Consider the following 22,674-nt stretch of genomic DNA (forward strand, 5'->3'; position numbering starts at 1 on the left):
ACATGAAAAAGGCAATATCTATTTTCCCGAAGGAATTCGGGTTTTTCCCTTATATCTTTCTGGTGTATACGATTATGCCGTTCCTCTCCTTATTAAAAGAATCAGGTGTCAAACAGGGGATCGGATATGGCATGCTGCTCCTTTTTGTAGCGGCATATCGCCAGTTATTCTGCAGCGTGGGCAAAGCTTCGTTTACATATTGGCTTATCGTGCAAATGGCGGTTATTTTGATATATAGTGTGTTTTACAATATCACCTATATATACTTAGGTTTTTTCCCGGCAAACTTTGTTGGTTATTACAAAGAGAAAACGAATTTTAACCGTGCGTTCTGCGCTTTAATCTTTATACTGCTTTTTCCATGCCTATACCAATTTATCGCGAATCTGGTCTCGCTCCGGGAGCTTTTTTCTGTTCTCCCGTTTCTCGTCATTATGCTCATTTCTCCATTCGGCATTCGTTCTATGTTTCGGAGGATTGAGCTTGAAAATAAGCTTGCACAAGCCAACGAACAGATAAAAGAACTCTCTAAAAGGGAGGAGCGTGTTCGAATCGCCCGTGATCTTCACGATACTCTTGGCCACACCCTGTCGCTGCTTACATTAAAAAGCCAGCTCATTCAGCGGCTGGCTGCATCTGATCCAGAACGGACCAAGCTTGAGGCAAAAGAAATGGAAACCAGCTCGCGAGCCGCACTCAAGCAAGTCCGAGAGCTGGTTTCTGATATGAGAACAGTCACGATAACAGAGGAGCTCGTAAACATTCAGCACATATTAAGAGCGGGGAACATTACCTTTCAATACGAAGGAGCCGACGACTTTTCAGCGATATCTCCCGTCACTCAAAATATTATCAGTATGTGTATGCGGGAAGCCGTGACTAACATCATCAAGCACAGCAAAGCAACCCACTGTGCCATCACCATTTCTCAGTTTGCTGACAAAATGAAGATCGTAATACGGGATGACGGAAAGGGAGCGGCGAAGGAGAAAATGTTTGGAAATGGCCTGCGGGGAATGGAAGAACGGCTCATGCTCATTGAAGGGGGATTAACGGTTTCAGATCATAACGGAACGGTTGTGGCACTGACGATTCCGCTTATTAAAAAAGCAGAATGATTGGAGGACGAAAAGAATGATTCGTCTGTTTATTGCTGAGGACCAGCGCATGCTTTTAGGCGCTTTGGGATCTCTGCTTGATTTAGAAGAGGATATGACAGTCATCGGACAAGCATTGAACGGGGAAGAGGCGCTACATGCTATTTTGAAGCTGGAGCCGGATGTATGCATTATGGACATTGAAATGCCGGTTCGAAGCGGGCTGGATGTGGCAGAGGAATTAATGAAAAAAGGCTGCGTCAGCAAGGTCATTATTTTAACCACCTTTGCCCGCCCCGGATATTTTGAACGCGCCGTAAAGGCCGGTGCACATGGCTATCTGCTGAAAGACGGCGAAATTGACGATCTGGCCGATGCCATTCGAAAATGTGTAAAGGGAAAACGTGTCTTCAGCCCTGAGCTGACGTTTAATATGATGCGAGACGAAAATCCGCTAACCGTAAGAGAGCAAGAAATTCTGAGGCTTGCGGCTTTAGGCAAGACAACAAAAGACATTACGCTGGAGCTCTATTTATCTCAAGGCACAGTTCGAAACTATATCTCAGAAATCATCCAAAAGCTTAATGCGAAAAATCGGACAGAAGCCGCCAGCATCGCTGAGGAAAAGGGCTGGATCTAACCATATACTGCACTCCTGGGAGATCGGGAGTGTTTTTATATTTATATGCCACAAATGAAAATATCCCTAGAAAACCCTTCCCTTCCATTGTCAGAATAGTGTACGATATTCATATAGTTATTTTAACTCAGGTCATCAGATGACCTGATCATATATTGGGGATGAGAGAGGGGTTCATCATGAAAGTCTCACTTTTTGTCACTTGTCTTGTTGATATGTTTCAAACAAATGTCGGAAAAGCAACGGTTGAGCTGCTGGAGCGGCTTGGGTGTGAGGTTGATTTTCCGGAAGGGCAGATTTGCTGCGGGCAGCCGGCTTACAACAGCGGCTATGTACATGACGCCAAAAAAGCAATGAAACGGATGATCGAAACGTTTCAGGATTCCGAATATGTTGTCAGTCCTTCCGGTTCCTGCACAACGATGTTCCGGGAGTATCCGCACCTGTTTCAGGATGATCCGAAATGGGCCGATAAAGCGCAAAAGCTGGCGGATAAAACGTATGAACTGACAGATTTTATTGTGAACGTCCTTGGGGTAGAGAATGTCGGCGCGACCCTTCATACAAAAGCGACCTTACATACGTCGTGCCATATGACAAGGCTGCTGGGTGTTCGGGAGGAGCCGATGAAGCTGTTGAGCCATGTGAAGGGCCTGCAGTTTACAGAGCTTCCGGGCAAACATAACTGCTGCGGATTTGGAGGAACGTTCTCAGTCAAGATGGCGCAGATTTCTGAGCAGATGGTCGATGAAAAAGTCGAATGTGTGGAGGAAACGGGAGCAGAGGTGCTGATCGGTGCTGACTGCGGCTGTTTGATGAATATCGGGGGACGGCTTGGCCGAAAAGATAAAAATGTCAAAGTGATGCACATCGCCGAAGTGCTCAACAGCAGATAAAACTGGATTCAGAGGGGGAAAGGATCATGGCGATGAAAATCGGTACTGACGCTTTTAAAGAGCGGGTATCACAGGGGATTGATAATGAATTTATGAGAGGCGCTGTTTCAGGTGCACAGGAGCGTCTGCGGACGCGGCGCCTAGAGGCAGCAGAAGAACTGGGAAATTGGGAGGAGTGGCGCTCTTTATCAGAGGAAATCAGGCAGCATGTCCTTGAAAACCTTGATTTCTATCTCGGACAGCTTGCCGAAAATGTGGCGAAAAGAGGCGGACATGTCTATTTCGCGGAAACAGCGGAAGAGGCGTCTTCTTATATTCGCGGCGTCATTCAAAAGAAGAACGGGAAGAAAATCGTAAAATCAAAATCAATGGTTACAGAGGAAATCAATCTGAATGAGGTGCTGGAGAAGGAAGGCTGTGAAGTCGTCGAAACCGACCTCGGCGAGTATATTTTGCAGATTGATGATCACGATCCGCCGTCACATATCGTCGCGCCCGCCCTTCATAAAAATAAAGAGCAGATACGCGATGTGTTTAAAGAAAGACTGGACTATCAACATACAGAAAAACCGGAAGAGCTGGTGATGCATGCGCGCGCCATTCTCCGGAAAAAGTTTCTGGAAGCGGATATCGGCATTACCGGCTGTAACTTCGCCATCGCTGACACGGGTTCCGTCAGCCTTGTGACCAATGAAGGAAATGGACGGCTTGTGAGCACCTTGCCGAAAACACAAATTACCGTCATGGGAATGGAGCGGATTGTCCCGTCATTTTCTGAATTTGAAGTGCTAGTCAGCATGCTGACAAGAAGTGCTGTCGGACAGCGGCTGACAAGTTATATTACAGCTTTGACGGGTCCGAAGCTGGAAGGTGAAGTGGACGGTCCGGAGGAATTCCATCTTGTCATCGTTGACAATGGACGATCCAATATCCTTGGAACGGAATTCCAGTCTGTGCTGCAATGTATCCGCTGTGCCGCCTGTATCAATGTCTGTCCTGTGTACCGCCATGTCGGCGGACATTCATACGGCTCAATCTACTCGGGGCCGATCGGAGCGGTTTTATCGCCGTTGCTCGGCGGTTATGACGATTATAAGGAGCTGCCGTACGCGTCTTCACTGTGCGCTGCTTGTTCAGAAGCCTGCCCGGTCAAAATCCCGCTTCATGAGCTGCTACTCAAGCATCGTCAGAATATCGTCGAAAAAGAAGGCAGGGCGCCGATCAGTGAAAAGCTTGCAATGAAAGCATTCGGACTTGGCGCATCCTCCTTATCGCTTTACAAAATGGGCTCAAAATGGGCGCCGGCCGCCATGACGCCTTTTACAGAGGACGAAAAAATTTCGAAAGGGCCCGGCCCGCTTAAAAATTGGACCCAGATCCGCGACTTCCCGGCACCGCATAAATCGAGATTCAGAGACTGGTTTGCGGACAGAGAAACAAGTGAACGCACGAAGGAGGAGCAGTGATGACGAAGGGAACCATTCAGAATCAAGAGAGCTTTTTAAACCGAATCGCATCCAGCCTGGGCCGTGAAAGAAGAACAGGGGGCGTGTCAGTCCCTGAATGGGCGAATCAGCCGCAATATAAAACACTTGAAGGTTATTCAGCGGATGACTTAGTCACAGTGCTCAAAAACCATTGTGTCAAAATCCATACAGAGCTGATTGAAACGGATTCAACCGGCCTTTACGATGCCCTGCGCGAGCAAGTCAGCCGCTTTTCCGGAGGCCCTGTCATCATTCCGAAGGACCCCCGCTTTGAAGAATACGGACTGAAAAGCCTGCTCGCCAAGGACTGGCCGAGTGAAGGAACGCCGGTCTGGGAGTGGGATGCTGACAAAGGCGAGGACAATATCAAAAAAGCGGAGCAAGCCAATGTAGGGATTACATTCAGCGAAATGACATTGGCTGAGTCGGGGACGGTTGTCCTCTTCTCTTCAAAAGACATCGGCCGATCTGTCAGCCTTCTGCCGACGACTTATATTGCGATCGTGCCGAAATCAAGCATTGTACCGAGAATGACACAAGCCAGTGATATCATCCGCCAAAACATTGCGGACGGTGTCACTGTTCCTTCATGTATCAACTACATTACCGGACCGAGCAACTCAGCAGACATTGAAATGGATTTAGTTGTGGGAGTGCACGGACCTGTAAAGGCAGCATATATTCTCGTCTCTGACCGCTGAACTCAGGAAGCCCGGCAGGCATATGCCGGGCTTTTTGCTTGTAAAAACTTCAACTTCCAATTTTTTGGCCGATGAGAAGAGTATGACTTGAAATAGGAGGAAATGCGATGAAAAAATGGCTGATCATAGCGGTTTCACTGGCGATTGCGATTGTTCTGTTTATGTATACAAAAACAGAAGCGAAGGCAGCCGGAATGACACTAGGCTACACGACTGGGGATACGGCTTCATACAATTCTCTTACGAAATATCATACATACATGAATGCCATCGCAACCGATACATTTGCGTTTGAAAAAAACGGACGAATCATTGGCGATGCCCCAAGCAAGCAGCTGACATATGCGAAAAAGAAAAAAATCAAGACATGGGCTGTCATTTCAAACTATAATGATGCCATTTATGATTTTGACGGAGATTTAGCGAGTCGAGTCATGAGTAATAAAACAGCGAAAAAACGATTCACAGATCAGTTAATTACACTGGCCAAAAAGCACTCATATTACGGAATTAATATCGATTTTGAAGCAGTAAATCCAGAAGACCGCGCTGCGTACTCGACCTTCATTCAATATGTCTCACAGGCTTTGAACAAGAAACATATTAAAACAATGGTATCCGTTCCGGCCAAAAGCGTCGATGATAAAAATGATGACTGGAGCTGGCCGTATGATTATGCGAAAATCGGCAATTATGCCGACTTCGTACAAGTCATGACCTACGACGAACATGGCATTTGGGGTGAGCCAGGGTCAGTGGCAAGCACAAACTGGATCAAAAGCTCTCTGCAGTTTTCAGTCAAAAAGATCAAAGCCAATAAAGTCATCATGGGAATCCCTGCGTACGGCTATGACTGGGATGTAAAAGACGGAAGTACCAGCACAATAAGGGAATGGAATGAGCTCAAATCCCTCATCCAAAAACAAAAAGCAAAGCCGGCATTCAACAAAAAATCAGGTTCGATGACGTTTTCTTATGTTGACAAAAAGAAGCATAAACATGTCGTGTGGTATGAAAACGAAAAAACCGTTCAAACGAAAAGCCATCTGGCAAAGCAATATAAAATAGCAGGTGTTTCAGTTTACGCATTAGGAAACGAGTCAGAATCCTTTTGGAAAGCCATTCGAAAAGGGACAAAATAACAGTTTCTTTTTTCTCTGAAGTTATTGACAGTTAAAAGAGAAGCACGTATATTATGTTAATATATTCAGATCATAAAATTTGAGTTTTTCAGAAAACTAAAACACATAGATTGGGAGCAGTAAAAGAAAGTGATCAGAACAGAGAGCTGCGGGGTGGTGCGACGCAGCCTGATTCTTCTTTGAACTCGCCCGGGAGTGGTAAGACGGAACGGAATAGATTGAATATTCCCTATGTTTTAACGGCTAACCTTCGTTACAGGTCAAAAGCAGGATTCTTCATGAAGAATCAACAAGAGTGGTACCGCGGTCAGCCGAAGGCTCGTCGTCTCTTTATCTATTAGATTAGGTAGGAGACGGCGGGCTTTTTTGTTTTTGAAAACGAGAAGGAGAGGTAGAAGAGGATGAAAAACGACAATCAAACGTTAAAACGCACGATGACGTCCCGCCATATTATGATGATGGCGCTGGGCGGAGCAATCGGCGCAGGTTTATTTAAGGGGAGCAGCTCAGCGATCGATGTGGCAGGGCCATCTGTCATTATCGCATACCTGCTCGGCGGGATTATTTTGCTGTTTATTATGCAGGGGCTGGCGGAAATGGCTGTTCGAAACCGTAACGCCAGAACCTTCCGTGATCTTGTCCAGCAGGTATTGGGAAATTACGCTGCTTACTTTTTGGACTGGATCTACTGGAAAATGTGGGTGCTTAACATTGCGGCTGAAGCTGTTGTAGCTGCGATTTTCATTCAATATTGGCTGCCGGGCTGCCCGATCTGGGTGTTGGCATTAGGAATTTCTCTTATCGTCACGATTGTAAACTTGCTTTCTGTTAAAATCTTCGCCGAAACCGAATATTGGCTGGCAATGATCAAGATTACCGTTATTATTATCTTTATTATTCTGGGATTGCTGCTCTTATTTGTATCATTCGGTGATCATACAGCATCCGGATTTTCCAACCTGACAGACCACGGCGGATTTTTCCCGCACGGCGGCACAGGGCTGATCACGGCGATGCTTGTCGTCATCTACTCTTACGGCGGTACAGAAATTATCGGTGTAACGCTTGCAGAGACAAAAAATCCGGAAAAGGTTGTCCCGAAAGCTGTCCGCAGCACACTGACACGGATTGTCGCGTTTTACCTGCTGCCGTTTTTCATCATCGTCAGCCTGATTCCATGGAACCAAGTCAATTCGGTTCCGGAAAGTCCTTTCGTGATGGTCTTTAAAATGGTAGGCATTCCGGGCGCGGATCATATCATGAATGCAGTCATCCTGCTGGCGATCATTTCTTCTATGAATTCAGGTTTATACGGATCATCACGCATTTTGTATACACAGGCAAGTGACGGAAGGCTTCCAAAGGTCTTCTCGAAGCTTTCATCGAAAAACGTACCGATGTTTGCGATTCTGATGTGCACTTCTTCTCTCTATATTGGCGTATTGATTTCTCTGTTCGCAGGAAGCCAAACATTTAATTATTTAATGGGATCATTGGGATATACCGTTTTATTCATTTGGCTGATCATCGGATTCGCTCATTTAAAATCGAGAAAACAGCAAACGGAAACACCGGCCTATTATGTAAAATGGTTCCCGTACACGACATGGTTTGCGATTGTGGCATTACTCGCCATTCTGATCGGGGTCATCATGACAACATCAATTGTCATTACCGGCATTACTGCGGCGATCTACCTTTTGATTACAGTTGCATATTTGGTCAAAGGACGCAAGCATCAGTAAATAAGAAACCCTCTTGCCGCATCCGGCAAGAGGGTTTTTATTATTGTGCAGCTTTCTCGTTTATACCAATCGCCGCAGCTTTCTGCGCTTTTGATTTTGTATTCACGAGACAGATGCTCGTGACAATCAGCAGCAGCCCTGCCAAGAGGCTAAGGGTGAGCGGTTCATGCAGGAAAATGGAGCTGGCCACGATTGATATGAGCGGAATCAAAAAAGTATAAGATGCGACCTTGCTTGCTTCTCCTGAACCGACAAGCGTAAAAAAGACAAGCCAGCCGAGTGCGATAACGAATACGGAGATAAACAGCAGGCTCGTAATGAACGGAGCTGTCCATTGGATCGCCGAAAAGCTTTCTGTCCAAAAGCCGGATATAAGCAGAAACACGCTTCCGATCGTCAGCTGCAGAGCGACCATCCAGATGGAATCGACGCGGCTGCCTGTTTTTTTCATATATACCGTCCCGAGCGCCCAGCTGATTGCGGAGCCGAGAGCCAGCAGAACCCCAATGACAGAAATATGCCCGCCAAAGCCCGCAGCACTAATGACGGCTACTCCTGCAAAACCGAGGATGAGGCCGATCACTTTCATTACAAACATGGATTCGCCGAGCCACAGCCAAGAAAATACACCCATCAGAACAGGCTGGAAGAAGACGATTGCAGAAAACAGGCCGGCCGGAAGATAATTCAGCCCGATCGTTTGCAGGCCGTAGAATAACGTAATATTTAAAAGAGCAGAAACAAGATAAATCGGCCACGTTTCTTTTAAGCGTAATTTATGAATACGCGGCAGTGCGACAATGACTAATAAAAGCCCGCCGATCAGCGTTCGGATGCCCGCGAACAATAACGGCGGAGAATAGGCGAGCGCGGCTTTGGACAGCGGCCAATTGACGCCCCACATGATGACGAGAAATGCGAGCAGGAGAGCTGTCCGCGTTTTTGAGAGCTGCTTCATTGTTCATTCACTCCTTGTAGAACTTTTCCATCATATGATACGGTAGAACATAAGATAAATAAAATGAATCTTTTTTATAAGGAGCATAAGTAAATTGTTATGACCATTACACAATTAAAGGTTTTTGTGAAAATAGCTGAAACGGGAAGCTTTACAAAAGCGGGTCAGGCGCTGAACATGACACAGCCGGCTGTCAGCCATGCGATTTCTGCGATCGAAGCTGAGCTTGATGTAAAGCTGATCATTCGTGACCGCCGCAATGGCCTGATGCTGACAGATACGGGAAAACAGATCTTAGTACACATCAGAGAAGTCTTAAAAGGCATTGAAAAAGTTGAGCAGGTAGCAGCAGCGGAAAAAGGGCTTGAACTGGGAACGATCCATATCGGCACATTCTCAACTGCCTCGGCTTATTTTATGCCGAAGCTGATCAGTGAATTTAAACAAAAATATCCAAAACTTGAGCTCGTGCTGCACGAGGGAACTGTAAATGAAGTCAAGGAGTGGCTTCATACACGGATGATAGATGTCGGCATTCTTTTGTATCCAACAGAGGAGATGGAGTACATCCATTTGAAAAAAGACAAAATGGCTGTCGTGCTCAGGGACGATCACCCGCTTGCCAGTCATTCGGCCATTACGCTGAAAGATCTTGACCATGAACCGATGATCGTCTGTGACGGAGGCTATGAATCACCATTTGTCGATATGTTCAGGCAGGCGGGCGCTACGCTGCACCCAGCTTTCACGGTCTATAACATCAACACCTCGATCAGTATGATCAGAGAAGGCTTGGGCCTGGCCATTTTATCAGAAATGTCCATGTCGGGGATGCCGCTTCCGGAGCATGTGGTGACCCGGGAATTGGACCCGCAGGTATACCGTGATGTGCAGCTTGCTGTTCCGTCGCTAAAGGAGGCTTCTCTGGCGGCTAAGCTCTTTATTGAGATGGCTAAGGAGCTGTTTGGAGCAGAATAATGCTCCAAACCGTTCGTTTTATATTGTTCGAATTTCATCGAATCAAATTCTTTTATTCCTGAATGCAGTTGTGTTATGGTGTGATAGAAGTTCTTTCAATCATGACCTGACAGCTTTGGGCTGTTTACTGATAACACATTTGCAAAGGAGAACAATATGTCTAACAACCAACGCAAAGATACCTTGCTTTCTGTCTTGAATTTATCTCCGGTTGTTCAGGGAGGAACGATTGCAGAATCATTCCGAAACAGCATGGACTTGGCGCGCCGGGCAGAGGAATGGGGCTATCACCGTTACTGGCTTGCTGAACATCATAATATAGAAGGTGTTGCAAGCTCCGCCACTGCAGTTTTGATTGGCCATATTGCCGGAGGCACGAAGAAAATCCGCGTCGGTTCCGGCGGCATTATGCTCCCGAACCACTCTTCATTAGTCATTGCTGAACAATTCGGCACACTGGAAACACTGTATCCCGGGCGGATTGATCTGGGGCTTGGACGTGCGCCGGGAACAGACCAATTGACAGCCAGAGCGCTCCGCAGAAACATCAACAGCGGGGAGGATTTTCCAGAACAATTAGAGGAACTGCGCAATTATTTTAAACCGTCAGGAAATGTGCGCAATCAAGTTCGCGCCATTCCCGGAGAGGGCATAGATGTGCCGATTTGGCTGCTGGGCTCAAGCGGCTTCAGCGCCCGTCTGGCAGGTGAACTAGGTCTTCCGTTTGCCTTTGCCGCTCATTTCTCACCAGCGAATACGGTTCCTGCATTGGAGCTTTACCGCAATTCCTTCACGCCGTCAGACGTGCTCGACGAACCGTATGCGATGGTCGGTGTCACCATTATCGCGGCAGATACAAACGAGAAAGCGCAGCACCTTGCGACTTCGCATTATCAAAGGTTTCTTGATCTTGTCCGCGGTACGCCGAACCAGCTTAAACCGCCTGTTGAGGATATGGATCAAATCTGGAGCCCGTATGAAAAAGCGATGGTCAATGAGCAGCTGAGCTCCACGATTGTCGGAGGTCCGGAAGAAGTGAAGGCGAAGCTTGAAGATTTCGTCAAAACGACACAGGCTGACGAAATTATGGTTAACTCAGAAACCTTTGAACACGCAGACAGAATGCGTTCGTTTGAAATCATCGCTGACGTTTGGAAAAACAGATAACAGCTATAAAAAAAGCAATGTAGCGGGGAGACCCATACATTGCTTTTTTTATTCATTCAGTTTTCGTGCGGACTGGCGAATGATCAACTCAGGCTCAAATATGACATCCTCTTGCTTCGGCTTTTTATGCTCTAAGCAGTCAATGACATATTTGGCGGCTGCTTTTCCAAGCACTGATTTCGGATGTTTGACAGAGGTTAGTTTCACTTCTGAGATTTGGGCGAAATGTGAATCATCATACCCGACGATAGACATATCCTCCGGCACTTTAAGATCCATCTCCCTCAGCATATCAATCACCTTCAGCGCAATTTCATCGTTATAACAAAGAATGGCTGTCGGCATGTGCTTGCTGTTTTTCTCCAGTGTGGCTTTTACTTTCTCCAGAAGTTTTGATTCTTTTTCTTCCGTTGTAAATGTCACGATCATATCCGGAGAAGGAAACAACTCACGCTCCCGGTGCGCCTGTATAAATCCGTTCATCCGTTTCACGCCTTGTGTGTCATCAGCTTTAAAAATACCCATCATATGCGTGTGGCCGAGAGAAAGCAAATGCTCCGCCGCCATCATCCCGCCTTTCACATCATCCAAGGTAAAACTTGGCGCGGCAAGCTCGGCATATGACGCGTTAATCATCGCAAAAGGAATGCCGTTTTTCTCCAAGTTCAGATAGTAGCCGATGTTTGGGGTTTGAAGGGCGCTTTTTGTCGGTTCTACGATGAGTCCGTCAATATGCTGGGACAGCAGGTTTTCTAAGCCTCTTCTTTCATTGTCCGGGTTGTTGTTTGTGCTTGTCAAAAGCATAGAATACCCCTGCTCGCTTAAATAGGACTCGATTCCTCTGATGATGCTCGGGAAAATATAGTCTGATATGTAAGTTGTCAAAACACCGATCGTTTTATTGGAATGCAGCGCTGACTTAGCAGAGCGTGAAGCGACAAAGGTGCCTCCGCCTTGCACGCTGTACAGCAGACCTTGTGTTACGAGGTCTCCGATCGCTTTGCGGATGGTATGCCGGCTGACGCCGAATTGCTGCATTAATTCGTTTTCGGTAGGGATTTTTTGATCGGGCAGTATTTTGCCTTGATTAATCCATGAACTGATTTCTTCTTTTACTTGCGCGTATTTTGGTAACATATCCATTCCTCCAAAATGTATACGGACAAATTTCAGTATATCACAGCGTTCTTTGTAAGAAAACATTGACAGAAAATGCAAACAAGATTATTCTATATTTGTACGTACTAATTAAATGTAATTTTCGTTAAATTTTAATATAAGTACGTACAATTGAAAAGTATAATGTAAACGCTTTACTCAACATTCGGGAGGGCAGGGAAATGAAGAATACTCCAACTCAATTAGAACCAAATGTTCCTGTAACAAAAAGCCATTCAATGGGATTTGTCATTTTGATCTCATGTGCGGCGGGGCTTGGCGGCTTATTGTATGGCTATGACACGGCAGTGATTTCTGGCGCCATCGGTTTTCTGAAAGATTTATACAGCCTGAGTCCGTTTATGGAGGGACTTGTCATTTCAAGCATTATGATTGGAGGAGTTGTGGGCGTCGGGATATCCGGATTTTTAAGTGACAGATTCGGCCGGAGGAAAATTTTAATGACAGCCGCTTTGTTATTTGCGATATCAGCAATCGTTTCAGCGCTTTCTCAAGACGTGTCCACCTTAATCATTGCAAGGATTATCGGGGGGCTGGGAATCGGGATGGGCTCATCGCTCTCTGTTACGTATATTACAGAAGCGGCACCGCCCGCCATACGCGGAAGTTTATCTTCCTTATATCAGCTCTTTACGATACTGGGTATTTCCGCAACATACTTTATTAATCTAGCTGTGCAGCGGTCTGGAACATACGAATGGGGCGTGCACACCGGCTGGAGATGGATGCTTGCTTATGGAATGGTGCCGTCCGTCATTTTTTTCCTTGTCCTGCTCGTCGTCCCGGAAAGTCCGAGATGGCTGGCGAAAGCGGGCAAAACAAATGAAGCTTTAAAGATCCTGACACGTATTAATGGAGAAACTGTTGCAAAAGAAGAATTAAAGAACATTGAGAACTCTTTAAAAATAGAACAAATGGGGTCGCTCTCCCAGCTGTTTAAGCCGGGTCTCAGAAAGGCGCTTGTCATTGGAATCCTGCTGGCGCTCTTTAACCAAGTCATCGGCATGAACGCGATTACTTACTACGGGCCGGAAATCTTTAAAATGATGGGATTCGGGCAAAACGCCGGATTTGTGACGACTTGTATCGTCGGAGTTGTAGAAGTCATCTTTACCGTTATTGCCGTGTTGTTGATTGATAAAGTCGGACGAAAAAAACTGATGTCCATCGGTTCTGCTTTTATGGCTATTTTTATGATTTTAATCGGGACGTCGTTTTATTTTGAGTTAACAAGCGGGATCATGATGATCGTCCTTATATTAGGTTTTGTCGCTGCTTTCTGTGTCTCGGTCGGACCGATCACATGGATTATGATTTCTGAAATCTTCCCGAACCATCTGCGTGCGCGGGCTGCGGGCATTGCGACCATCTTTTTATGGGGAGCAAACTGGGCGATCGGACAGTTTGTGCCAATGATGATCGATTCTTTCGGGCTCGCCTATACATTTTGGATCTTTGCGGTGATTAACATCCTTTGTTTCCTGTTTGTCGTTACGATCTGTCCGGAAACGAAGAACAAATCGCTCGAGGAAATTGAAAAGCTTTGGATAAAATGAAAACGCTTTAATGAAACGGCCCTTTTTACAGGAAGGGCTGTTTATATTGGGATGCACCATTTGGCGCTTTCTGTATAAGATAAAGATATATAGGATAAAATATTGCTGGATAAAACGACGCGGCATGAAAACTCTGCGAATATTGTCGATGAATTGGCTCTTAACAGTTGAATAAACAATTCCACCCTGTTAAAATAATTAAAGAAAGCAGAAATGATTTTTTTTGGCTATGACGGGACGTTTTTTGTCATAGCGGGACATATAATGTCCAGCAAAAAAGGAAGGAACGTTTGAGTCATGAACCAGTTAATACAAGCTCAAAAAAAATTATTGCCTGATCTTCTGCTCGTTATGCAAAAGAGGTTTGAAATCTTGCAGTATATCAGGCTGACAGAACCCATCGGGCGAAGAAGCCTGTCTGCCAGTCTCGGAATCAGCGAGCGTGTGCTGAGGGGCGAGGTTCAGTTTTTAAAGGAACAGAACCTAGTCGATATTAAGACAAACGGCATGACATTGACAGAAGAGGGCTATGAACTGCTTTCTGTTTTGGAAGATACGATGAAAGATGTTTTAGGTTTGACTCTTTTGGAAAAGACATTAAAAGAACGTTTAAATCTGAAGGATGCCATTATCGTATCCGGAGACAGCGATCAATCCCCATGGGTCAAAAAAGAAATGGGAAGAGCGGCTGTCGCATGTATGAAAAAAAGATTTTCAGGCAAAAATATCGTCGCTGTAACTGGCGGTACGACAATTGAAGCTGTCGCCGAAATGATGACGCCGGATTCTAAAAACCGCGAGCTTTTGTTTGTGCCTGCAAGAGGCGGTTTAGGCGAAGACGTGAAAAACCAGGCGAACACCATATGCGCGCATATGGCGGAGAAGGCTTCAGGCACTTACCGGCTTTTGTTTGTTCCGGGACAGCTGTCACAAGGCGCCTATTCATCTATTATTGAAGAGCCTTCTGTCAAAGAGGTGCTGAACACCATTAAATCAGCGAGTATGCTGGTTCACGGAATCGGCGAAGCTAAAACTATGGCTCAGCGCAGAAACACGCCTTTAGAAGACTTAAAGAAAATAGATGATAACGACGCGGTGACGGAAGCGTTCGGCTACTATTTTAACGCGGACGGCGAAGTGGTTCACAAAGTGCATTCTGTCGGAATGCAACTGGATGACATAGACGCCATCCCCGATATTATTGCGGTAGCGGGCGGATCATCAAAAGCCGAGGCGATCGAGGCTTACTTTAAAAAGCCACGCAACACGGTTCTCGTCACAGACGAAGGAGCCGCAAAGAAGTTATTAAGGGATGAATAATCCCTCAATATAAATATCTCTCACTTATTTAAAGGAGGAAACAATCATGGCAGTAAAAGTCGGTATTAACGGTTTTGGTCGTATTGGACGTAACGTATTCCGCGCAGCATTAAACAATCCTGAAGTTGAGGTAGTAGCGGTTAACGATTTAACAGATGCTAACATGCTGGCTCACCTTTTACAATATGATTCTGTACACGGAAAATTAGACGCTGAAGTTTCAGTTGACGGTAACAACCTTGTTGTTAACGGCAAAACAATTGAAGTTTCTGCAGAACGCGATCCTGCTAAACTTAGCTGGGGCAAACAAGGCGTTGAAATCGTAGTTGAATCTACTGGTTTCTTCACAAAACGCGCAGACGCTGCGAAACACTTAGAAGCTGGCGCGAAAAAAGTAATCATCTCTGCTCCTGCTAACGAAGAAGATATCACAATCGTTATGGGTGTTAATGAAGATAAATACGATGCGGCTAACCACGATGTTATCTCTAACGCATCTTGCACAACAAACTGCCTTGCGCCGTTTGCAAAAGTACTTAACGATAAATTCGGCATCAAACGCGGTATGATGACAACTGTTCACTCTTACACAAACGATCAGCAAATCCTTGATCTTCCGCACAAAGACTACCGTCGTGCGCGTGCAGCAGCTGAAAACATCATCCCAACATCAACTGGTGCTGCTAAAGCAGTTTCTCTAGTTCTTCCTGAACTAAAAGGCAAACTGAACGGTGGAGCAATGCGTGTTCCAACTCCAAACGTTTCTCTAGTTGACTTGGTTGCTGAACTGAACCAAGAAGTAACAGCTGAAGAAGTAAACGCAGCTCTTAAAGAAGCGGCTGAAGGCGACCTTAAAGGAATCCTTGGCTACAGCGAAGAGCCATTAGTTTCTGGCGACTACAACGGAAACAAAAACTCTTCTACAATCGATGCTCTTTCTACAATGGTTATGGAAGGCAGCATGGTAAAAGTAATCTCTTGGTACGATAACGAAAGCGGCTACTCTAACCGCGTTGTTGACCTTGCAGCTTACATCGCAAAAAAAGGTCTTTAATTTATAGCTGAAAAAGGACCTGACTTGGTTCTTTCGAATAGAAGCGCTATAATGAAAGCGGACAAGGGAAGGGGACGGACTCCCTTTCCCTTTTTCCATGAAGACCGGCTTTCAGAAAACGCTCTGTGATAGAGAAACGACCGCGTTTTAAGCAGCTTTGCCGGCGCTTTCGCCTAAGGCCGCTGCCCTGGCTTTTAGACGAACTGCCCTGTGCCGAAAAAGACTGCGATCTGCCCTAGCGGAGTTATCGCTTGAACAGACGGTTTCACGTTTTTCGTGCTGTATGCAAACCATTTTGAAGGAGGATCTCCTAGGCATGAATAAAAAAACTCTCAAAGACATCGACGTAAAAGGCAAAGTTGTATTCTGCCGCGTTGACTTTAACGTTCCAATGAAAGACGGGGAAGTAACAGACGATACACGTATCCGTGCTGCGCTTCCAACAATCAAACACCTTGCAGACCAAGGCGCAAAAGTCCTTCTTGCGAGCCACTTAGGCCGCCCGAAAGGCGAAGTGGTTGAGGAGCTTCGTTTAACTCCTGTCGCTGCACGTCTCGGCGAACTGCTTGGCAAAGAAGTGAAAAAAGCGGATGAAGCATACGGAGATGCTGTAAAAGTACAAATTTCCGAGATGAAGGACGGAGACGTTCTTGTATTGGAAAACGTACGTTTCTATCCTGGTGAAGAGAAAAATGACCCTGAGCTTGCAAAAGCATTTGCTGAGCTTGCAGATGTATATGTAAATGACGCATTCGGTGCTGCCCACCGTGCTCACGCATCTACAGCTGGAATTGCCGAGCATCTGCCAGCAGTTGCAGGTTTCTTAATGGAAAAAGAGCTTGATGTACTTGGAAAAGCGGTTTCCAATCCTGACCGCCCGTTCACAGCGATCATCGGCGGAGCGAAAGTAAAAGACAAAATCGGTGTAATCGAAAGTCTTCTTGATAAAGTAGACAACCTGATCATCGGCGGAGGTCTTGCTTATACTTTCGTAAAAGCGCTTGGCTATGAAGTCGGTAAATCTCTTCTTGAAGAGGATAAAATCGAGCTTGCGAAATCATTTATGGACCGCGCTAAAGAAAAAGGCGTTAACTTCTACATGCCTGAAGATGTACTCGTTGCAGATGATTTCTCTAACGATGCAAACGTGAAAATTGTGCCGATCTCTGAAATCCCTAGTGATTTAGAAGCAATCGACATTGGTACGAAAACACGCGAAACGTATGCTGACGTCATCAAAAACAGCAAACTTGTCGTGTGGAACGGACCAATGGGCGTATTCGAAATCGACTTGTTCGCTCAAGGAACAAAAGCGGTTGCGGAAGCATTGGCAGAGGCGAAAGATACATACTCTGTCATCGGCGGAGGAGACTCTGCGGCAGCGGTTGAAAAATTCGGCCTTGCTGACAAAATGAGCCACATCTCAACAGGCGGCGGCGCATCCCTTGAGTTTATGGAAGGCAAAGAGCTTCCAGGGGTAGCTGCACTGAACGATAAATAATCTCAAAACTGCTATAAGGAAGTGGAACAGATGAGAAAACCAATTATCGCCGGTAACTGGAAAATGAACAAAACACTCGGCGAAGCTGTCAGCTTCGTTGAAGAAGTGAAATCTTCCATTCCAGCAGCAGACAAAGCTGAAGCTGTTGTTTGCGCGCCAGCGCTTTTCTTAGAAAAGCTTGCTTCTGCTGTTAAAGGCACTGACCTAAAAGTCGGCGCTCAAAACATGCACTTCGAAGAAAGCGGCGCGTTCACAGGCGAAATCAGCCCGGTTGCTCTGAAAGACCTTGGCGTTGACTACTGCGTCATCGGCCACTCTGAGCGCCGTGAAATGTTCGCTGAAACTGATGAAACAGTTAACAAAAAAGCACACGCAGCTTTCAAACACGGCATTGTGCCGATCATCTGTGTAGGTGAAACGCTTGAAGAGCGTGAAGCCGGCAAAACAAATGATCTTGTTGCTGACCAAGTGAAAAAAGGCCTTGCTGGTCTTTCTGAAGAACAAGTTGCTGCTTCTGTTATTGCGTATGAGCCAATCTGGGCAATCGGAACAGGCAAATCTTCTACAGCGAAAGATGCGAATGACGTGTGTGCGCATATCCGTAAAACCGTCGCTGAAAGCTTCAGCCAAGAAGCTGCAGACAAGCTTCGCATCCAATATGGCGGAAGCGTAAAGCCTGCAAACATTAAAGAATATATGGCAGAGTCCGATATTGACGGTGCTTTGGTCGGCGGCGCGAGCCTTGAGCCACAGTCATTCGTTCAATTATTGGAGGAAGGTCAATATGAGTAAAAAACCAGCTGCACTCATCATTCTTGATGGGTTCGGATTACGTAACGAAACAGTAGGGAACGCAGTCGCTTTAGCGAAAAAACCGAATTTTGACCGCTATTGGAACCAGTATCCTCATCAAACATTGACTGCTTCAGGCGAGGCTGTAGGTCTTCCTGAAGGGCAAATGGGGAACTCCGAAGTAGGTCACTTAAATATCGGTGCGGGACGTATTGTGTACCAAAGCTTAACACGCGTAAATGTTGCCATTCGTGAAGGAGAGTTCGAACGCAATCAAACATTCCTTGACGCGATCAGCAACGCGAAAGAAAACAACAAAGCCTTGCACCTGTTCGGTCTTTTATCTGACGGAGGCGTGCACAGCCATATCAACCATTTATTCGCACTGTTAAAGCTTGCGAAAAAAGAAGGGCTGACAAAGGTTTATATCCATGGCTTCCTTGACGGCCGTGATGTAGGTCCGCAGACAGCGAAAACGTACATCAACCAGTTGAACGATCAAATCAAGGAAATCGGTGTGGGTGAAATCGCCAGCATTTCCGGACGTTACTACTCTATGGACCGCGACAAACGCTGGGACCGTGTAGAAAAAGCGTACCGCGCAATGGCGTACGGCGAAGGCCCATCTTACCGCAGCGCCCTGGATGTTGTTGATGATTCATATGCAAATGGTATCTACGATGAATTCGTGATTCCATCTGTCATCACAAAAGAAAACGGTGAGCCTGTTGCGAAAATCCAAGACGGCGATTCTGTGATTTTCTATAATTTCAGACCGGACCGCGCCATCCAGATTTCCAACACGTTCACAAACAAAGACTTCCGTGACTTCGACCGCGGCGAGAATTATCCAAAGAACCTGTATTTCGTCTGCCTGACTCACTTCAGTGAAACAGTTGACGGCTATGTAGCGTTTAAACCGATAAATCTTGATAACACAGTCGGAGAAGTATTATCTCAGCACGGGTTAAAACAGCTTCGAATTGCAGAAACTGAAAAGTATCCGCACGTCACGTTCTTTATGAGCGGCGGCCGTGAAGCTGAATTTCCGGGTGAAGAGCGTATTCTCATCAACTCGCCTAAAGTTGCAACGTATGACTTGAAGCCTGAGATGAGTGCGTATGAAGTGAAGGACGCGCTTGTCAAAGAAATTGAAGCTGACAAGCATGACGCGATCATTCTTAACTTCGCAAACCCTGATATGGTCGGCCACTCCGGAATGGTTGAACCAACAATTAAAGCAATTGAAGCAGTGGACGAATGCTTGGGCGAAGTCGTTGACGCGATTCTTGCTAAAGGCGGACATGCCATCATTACCGCTGATCACGGTAATGCTGACATTCTGATTACAGAATCAGGCGAACCGCACACTGCGCATACAACAAACCCAGTCCCTGTGATTGTAACGAAAGAAGGCATTACGCTGCGTGAAGGCGGAATCCTAGGCGACCTTGCACCAACGTTATTAGACCTTCTTGGTGTTGAAAAACCGAAAGAAATGACAGGAACATCTTTAATTCAAAAATAATTTGAAATCAAAAGGAGAGACAAAACTCATGCCATACATTGTTGATGTTTATGCACGCGAAGTATTAGACTCCCGCGGCAACCCAACAGTTGAAGTTGAAGTATATACAGAAACAGGAGCTTTCGGCCGCGCATTAGTGCCAAGCGGAGCTTCTACAGGTGAATACGAAGCGGTTGAGCTTCGTGACGGCGACAAAGACCGTTACCTTGGAAAAGGCGTGTTAACAGCTGTTAACAACGTAAACGAAATCATTGCTCCAGAGCTTCTTGGCTTTGATGTAACTGAACAAAACGCAATCGATCAGCTTTTAATCGAGCTTGACGGTACTGAAAACAAAGGCAAACTTGGTGCGAACGCAATCCTTGGCGTATCTATGGCTTGTGCGCGTGCTGCTGCTGATTTCTTACAGATTCCTCTTTACCAATACCTTGGAGGATTCAACTCAAAAACGCTTCCTGTACCGATGATGAACATCGTAAACGGCGGAGAGCATGCTGATAACAACGTGGATATTCAAGAATTCATGATCATGCCTGTAGGTGCTCCTAACTTCCGTGAAGCACTTCGCATGGGCGCTCAAATCTTCCACAGCCTGAAATCAGTATTAAGCGCAAAAGGCTTAAACACTGCTGTAGGTGACGAAGGCGGATTCGCTCCAAACCTTGGTTCTAACGAAGAAGCGCTTCAAACAATCGTTGAAGCAATCGAAAAAGCCGGCTTCAAACCTGGCGAAGAAGTTAAACTTGCTATGGATGCTGCATCTTCTGAGTTCTACAACAAAGAAGACGGCAAATACCATCTGTCTGGCGAAGGCGTTGTGAAAACATCTGCTGAAATGGTTGACTGGTATGAAGAGCTTGTTTCTAAATACCCAATCATCTCTATCGAAGACGGACTTGACGAAAACGACTGGGAAGGCCACAAGCTTCTTACTGAGCGTCTTGGCAAAAAAGTTCAGCTTGTTGGTGACGACCTCTTCGTTACAAACACGAAAAAACTTTCTGAAGGTATTAAAAACGGCGTAGGCAACTCTATCCTGATCAAAGTAAACCAAATCGGTACATTGACTGAAACATTCGATGCGATCGAAATGGCGAAACGCGCAGGCTATACAGCTGTTATCTCTCACCGTTCTGGTGAAACTGAAGACAGCACAATCGCTGACATCGCTGTGGCAACAAACGCAGGACAAATCAAAACAGGTGCTCCGTCTCGTACGGACCGTGTTGCGAAATACAACCAGCTTCTTCGCATCGAAGATCAGTTGGCTGAAACTGCTCAATACCACGGTATCAACTCTTTCTACAACTTAAACAAGTAATAAAAAGACCGCCGGGATTTTCTCGGCGGCTTTTTTATGCAAACTTTCCTAGCCTCAGCTTTTATTCTCCGCCTATCTCATTACCTTGATTTGGTAACTAATGTTCATTTTGTTGCATTTTAAAGGAATCAAGACAGCAAAACCGAAAAGAAAGGGGGTGAATAAGAGGAGGAATGTAAAAATGAAAATGATTTTGATGTCAGCGGCACTGGCTGGAAGCGTCATATGGGGATCTTCAGCTGTACAGGTGAACGGGATACAGTCTCATTCTATTTCTGAGATGGCTCCGTTGTTTGATGAGGAGCATGCATATGAAACCATTCATGAACTGAGTGAGGTCATAGGTCCGAGAGAAACAGGGACAGAGAAAGAAAAAGAAGCAGCGTCATACATATCGAAACGGATTCAAGATGAGGGGTTAGCTGTTTGCATTCAGCCATTTCATGTGAAAACATATTATTCTGGTTCAGTCATGGAAGGCGATCATGAATATCCAATACGATCAGCGGATAAGAGCGCTGTGGAAAATGAAGAGAGAGTGGAGGGTGCGGTCTTAGACGGAGGCTATGGGCTCAATCTTGATGAAAAAGAAGCCAAGGGGAAAATCGCCGTTATGAGAGAGGGAAAAATATCAGTATCTCAGAAATTAAAAAACGCCCAAGATGCCGGCGCAAAGGCTGTCATTATTTATAACAGCAAGACAAAACCTCTCGCTATCCGACCGGTAAAACCAAAACATATCACGATACCGGCTGCCGGAATGAAAAAAGAAGACGGGGAAGCTTTACTGAAAGAAAAGCAGGCTGTCATTCAATTTAAGGACTATCGAAACCGCACTTCACAAAACATAATAGGGACACGCAAAGCGCAGCACACAAAACACCCGGATATTCTTTATGTAACTGCGCATTATGACACAGTTAAAGATGCACCTGGGGCTGATGATAATGCATCAGGCACATCCGCCGTACTAGAGATGATTGAGCAAAGCAAGCACCTTCCCAAAAACAAAGAAATCCGTTTTATCTTTTTCGGAGCTGAAGAGCTGTGGTCAGCGGGTTCCTCATATTATGTCAGTACGCTTACCTCGGATGAAATCAAACACAGCCGTGCAAACTTTAATGCTGATATGATTGCGACTGACTGGAAAGACGCAAGTCAAATGTATATAACGACCCCGGATGGCAAGAAAAATGCAAGTGTCAATTATGCGGTGAATGCTGCCCAGAGAGCACAGCTTGAAGCACCTCGTCTCACACAGCTGGGATACTCGGACCACGTATCATTTTATGAAGCGGGCATACCTTCGGCTAATTGGATTTGGCTCAGTCCGGATACGCAAGAGCCTGGGCCATGGTATCACACCGAAAAAGACAACATCGCACATATCAGCAAAGAAAGATTGAACGAAGCGGGACAGCTCTTGTTATCTGCAGTACAAGAGGCAAATATAGATTAAAAAACAGGCCTCGGCCTGTTTTTGAAATTTTCTATATATTCTTTCAAATAGAGGAAATATTCTCATTATCCCCCTGATAAATACCTTTTCTTAGGCACGAAAAATTCCCCTTAATAGTAAATCGCATCATAATGCCCTACCAAATAAAAGGAG

The 22,674-nt window shown here is 45.7% G+C and carries 19 protein-coding genes and 1 other annotated feature; of the genes, 17 read left to right on the top strand and 2 right to left on the bottom strand.

All coding sequences use genetic code 11. The annotated features are described in order from the left end of the window. The first annotated feature begins 2 nt into the window (after nucleotides 1-2). The 7 genes from yvfT to WA279_RS11760 all read left to right on the top strand — a co-directional run bounded on the left by yvfT (nucleotide 3) and on the right by WA279_RS11760 (nucleotide 7,708). Nucleotides 3-1,118 carry a two-component system sensor histidine kinase YvfT gene (gene yvfT, locus WA279_RS11730; protein ID WP_336155473.1) on the top strand — a complete coding sequence of 372 codons (1,116 nt, stop codon included), beginning with the start codon at nucleotides 3-5 and terminating at the stop codon, nucleotides 1,116-1,118. Nucleotides 1,119-1,134: 16 nt separating this feature from the next. Continuing rightward, complete coding sequence (gene yvfU / locus WA279_RS11735; protein ID WP_015251201.1) at nucleotides 1,135-1,737, top strand: two-component system response regulator YvfU; 603 nt, start codon at nucleotides 1,135-1,137, stop codon at nucleotides 1,735-1,737. Nucleotides 1,738-1,916: 179 nt separating this feature from the next. Further along, nucleotides 1,917-2,633, top strand: a complete 717-nt coding sequence (lutA, locus tag WA279_RS11740) for a lactate utilization iron-sulfur protein LutA (RefSeq protein ID WP_336155474.1) — start codon at nucleotides 1,917-1,919, stop codon at nucleotides 2,631-2,633. A gap of 26 nt (nucleotides 2,634-2,659) precedes the next feature. Continuing rightward, nucleotides 2,660-4,099, top strand: a complete 1,440-nt coding sequence (gene lutB / locus WA279_RS11745; protein WP_336155475.1) for a lactate utilization iron-sulfur protein LutB — start codon at nucleotides 2,660-2,662, stop codon at nucleotides 4,097-4,099. Next, nucleotides 4,099-4,821 carry a lactate utilization protein LutC gene (gene lutC, locus WA279_RS11750; protein ID WP_336155476.1) on the top strand — a complete coding sequence of 241 codons (723 nt, stop codon included), beginning with the start codon at nucleotides 4,099-4,101 and terminating at the stop codon, nucleotides 4,819-4,821. The genes lutB and lutC overlap by 1 nt, the downstream gene beginning before the upstream one ends. 107 nt (nucleotides 4,822-4,928) lie before the next feature. Then, the gene (locus WA279_RS11755) at nucleotides 4,929-5,963 is read left to right on the top strand and encodes a glycoside hydrolase family 18 protein (protein ID WP_336155477.1); all 1,035 of its coding nucleotides are present in this window, start codon (nucleotides 4,929-4,931) and stop codon (nucleotides 5,961-5,963) included. Between the two features lie 97 nt (nucleotides 5,964-6,060). Further along, nucleotides 6,061-6,296: a binding site (T-box leader), on the top strand. Nucleotides 6,297-6,364: 68 nt separating this feature from the next. Continuing rightward, nucleotides 6,365-7,708 carry an amino acid permease gene (locus WA279_RS11760; RefSeq protein ID WP_003228313.1) on the top strand — a complete coding sequence of 448 codons (1,344 nt, stop codon included), beginning with the start codon at nucleotides 6,365-6,367 and terminating at the stop codon, nucleotides 7,706-7,708. Between the two features lie 40 nt (nucleotides 7,709-7,748). Here WA279_RS11760 and WA279_RS11765 read toward each other — a convergent pair whose 3' ends face one another. Further along, nucleotides 7,749-8,666 carry a DMT family transporter gene (locus tag WA279_RS11765; protein WP_029946021.1) on the bottom strand — a complete coding sequence of 306 codons (918 nt, stop codon included), beginning with the start codon at nucleotides 8,664-8,666 and terminating at the stop codon, nucleotides 7,749-7,751. Nucleotides 8,667-8,765: 99 nt separating this feature from the next. Between WA279_RS11765 and WA279_RS11770 the strand changes: the two genes are divergently transcribed. Beyond that, entirely contained in the window at nucleotides 8,766-9,644 is an 879-nt protein-coding gene (locus WA279_RS11770) for a LysR family transcriptional regulator (RefSeq protein ID WP_003228316.1), read from the top strand. 156 nt (nucleotides 9,645-9,800) lie between these two features. Continuing rightward, the gene (locus WA279_RS11775; RefSeq protein ID WP_003228318.1) at nucleotides 9,801-10,811 is read left to right on the top strand and encodes an LLM class flavin-dependent oxidoreductase; all 1,011 of its coding nucleotides are present in this window, start codon (nucleotides 9,801-9,803) and stop codon (nucleotides 10,809-10,811) included. A gap of 48 nt (nucleotides 10,812-10,859) precedes the next feature. On the opposite strand, the gene araR is transcribed toward WA279_RS11775, so the two are convergent. Beyond that, nucleotides 10,860-11,948 carry an arabinose utilization transcriptional regulator AraR gene (gene araR / locus WA279_RS11780; protein ID WP_047183208.1) on the bottom strand — a complete coding sequence of 363 codons (1,089 nt, stop codon included), beginning with the start codon at nucleotides 11,946-11,948 and terminating at the stop codon, nucleotides 10,860-10,862. Between the two features lie 203 nt (nucleotides 11,949-12,151). Here araR and araE point away from each other — a divergent pair, with 203 nt between their 5' ends. The 8 genes from araE (at nucleotide 12,152) to WA279_RS11820 (ending at nucleotide 22,521) form a co-directional block, all read left to right on the top strand. After that, complete coding sequence (gene araE, locus WA279_RS11785; protein ID WP_047183207.1) at nucleotides 12,152-13,546, top strand: arabinose-proton symporter AraE; 1,395 nt, start codon at nucleotides 12,152-12,154, stop codon at nucleotides 13,544-13,546. A 297-nt stretch (nucleotides 13,547-13,843) separates the two neighbouring features. Beyond that, complete coding sequence (gene cggR / locus WA279_RS11790; protein WP_009968188.1) at nucleotides 13,844-14,866, top strand: gapA transcriptional regulator CggR; 1,023 nt, start codon at nucleotides 13,844-13,846, stop codon at nucleotides 14,864-14,866. A gap of 46 nt (nucleotides 14,867-14,912) precedes the next feature. Beyond that, complete coding sequence (gap, locus tag WA279_RS11795) at nucleotides 14,913-15,920, top strand: type I glyceraldehyde-3-phosphate dehydrogenase (protein ID WP_003219957.1); 1,008 nt, start codon at nucleotides 14,913-14,915, stop codon at nucleotides 15,918-15,920. A gap of 316 nt (nucleotides 15,921-16,236) precedes the next feature. Beyond that, nucleotides 16,237-17,421, top strand: coding sequence for a phosphoglycerate kinase (locus WA279_RS11800; RefSeq protein WP_336155478.1), 1,185 nt, complete (start codon nucleotides 16,237-16,239; stop codon nucleotides 17,419-17,421). Nucleotides 17,422-17,451: 30 nt separating this feature from the next. After that, nucleotides 17,452-18,213, top strand: a complete 762-nt coding sequence (gene tpiA, locus WA279_RS11805; protein WP_003243394.1) for a triose-phosphate isomerase — start codon at nucleotides 17,452-17,454, stop codon at nucleotides 18,211-18,213. After that, nucleotides 18,206-19,741 (top strand): 2,3-bisphosphoglycerate-independent phosphoglycerate mutase, encoded by a 1,536-nt coding sequence (gene gpmI / locus WA279_RS11810; protein WP_003228330.1) that lies wholly within the window; start codon nucleotides 18,206-18,208, stop codon nucleotides 19,739-19,741. Before tpiA ends, gpmI begins: the two co-directional genes overlap by 8 nt. 28 nt (nucleotides 19,742-19,769) lie before the next feature. Beyond that, nucleotides 19,770-21,062, top strand: a complete 1,293-nt coding sequence (eno, locus tag WA279_RS11815; protein ID WP_003228333.1) for a phosphopyruvate hydratase — start codon at nucleotides 19,770-19,772, stop codon at nucleotides 21,060-21,062. A gap of 181 nt (nucleotides 21,063-21,243) precedes the next feature. Next, nucleotides 21,244-22,521, top strand: a complete 1,278-nt coding sequence (locus WA279_RS11820) for a M20/M25/M40 family metallo-hydrolase (protein ID WP_336155479.1) — start codon at nucleotides 21,244-21,246, stop codon at nucleotides 22,519-22,521. The last annotated feature ends 153 nt before the right edge of the window (nucleotides 22,522-22,674 follow it).

The sequence above is a fragment of the Bacillus sp. 204(2023) genome, from assembly GCF_037027505.1.
In the GTDB taxonomy this organism is placed as follows: Bacteria; Bacillota; Bacilli; order Bacillales; family Bacillaceae; genus Bacillus; species Bacillus subtilis.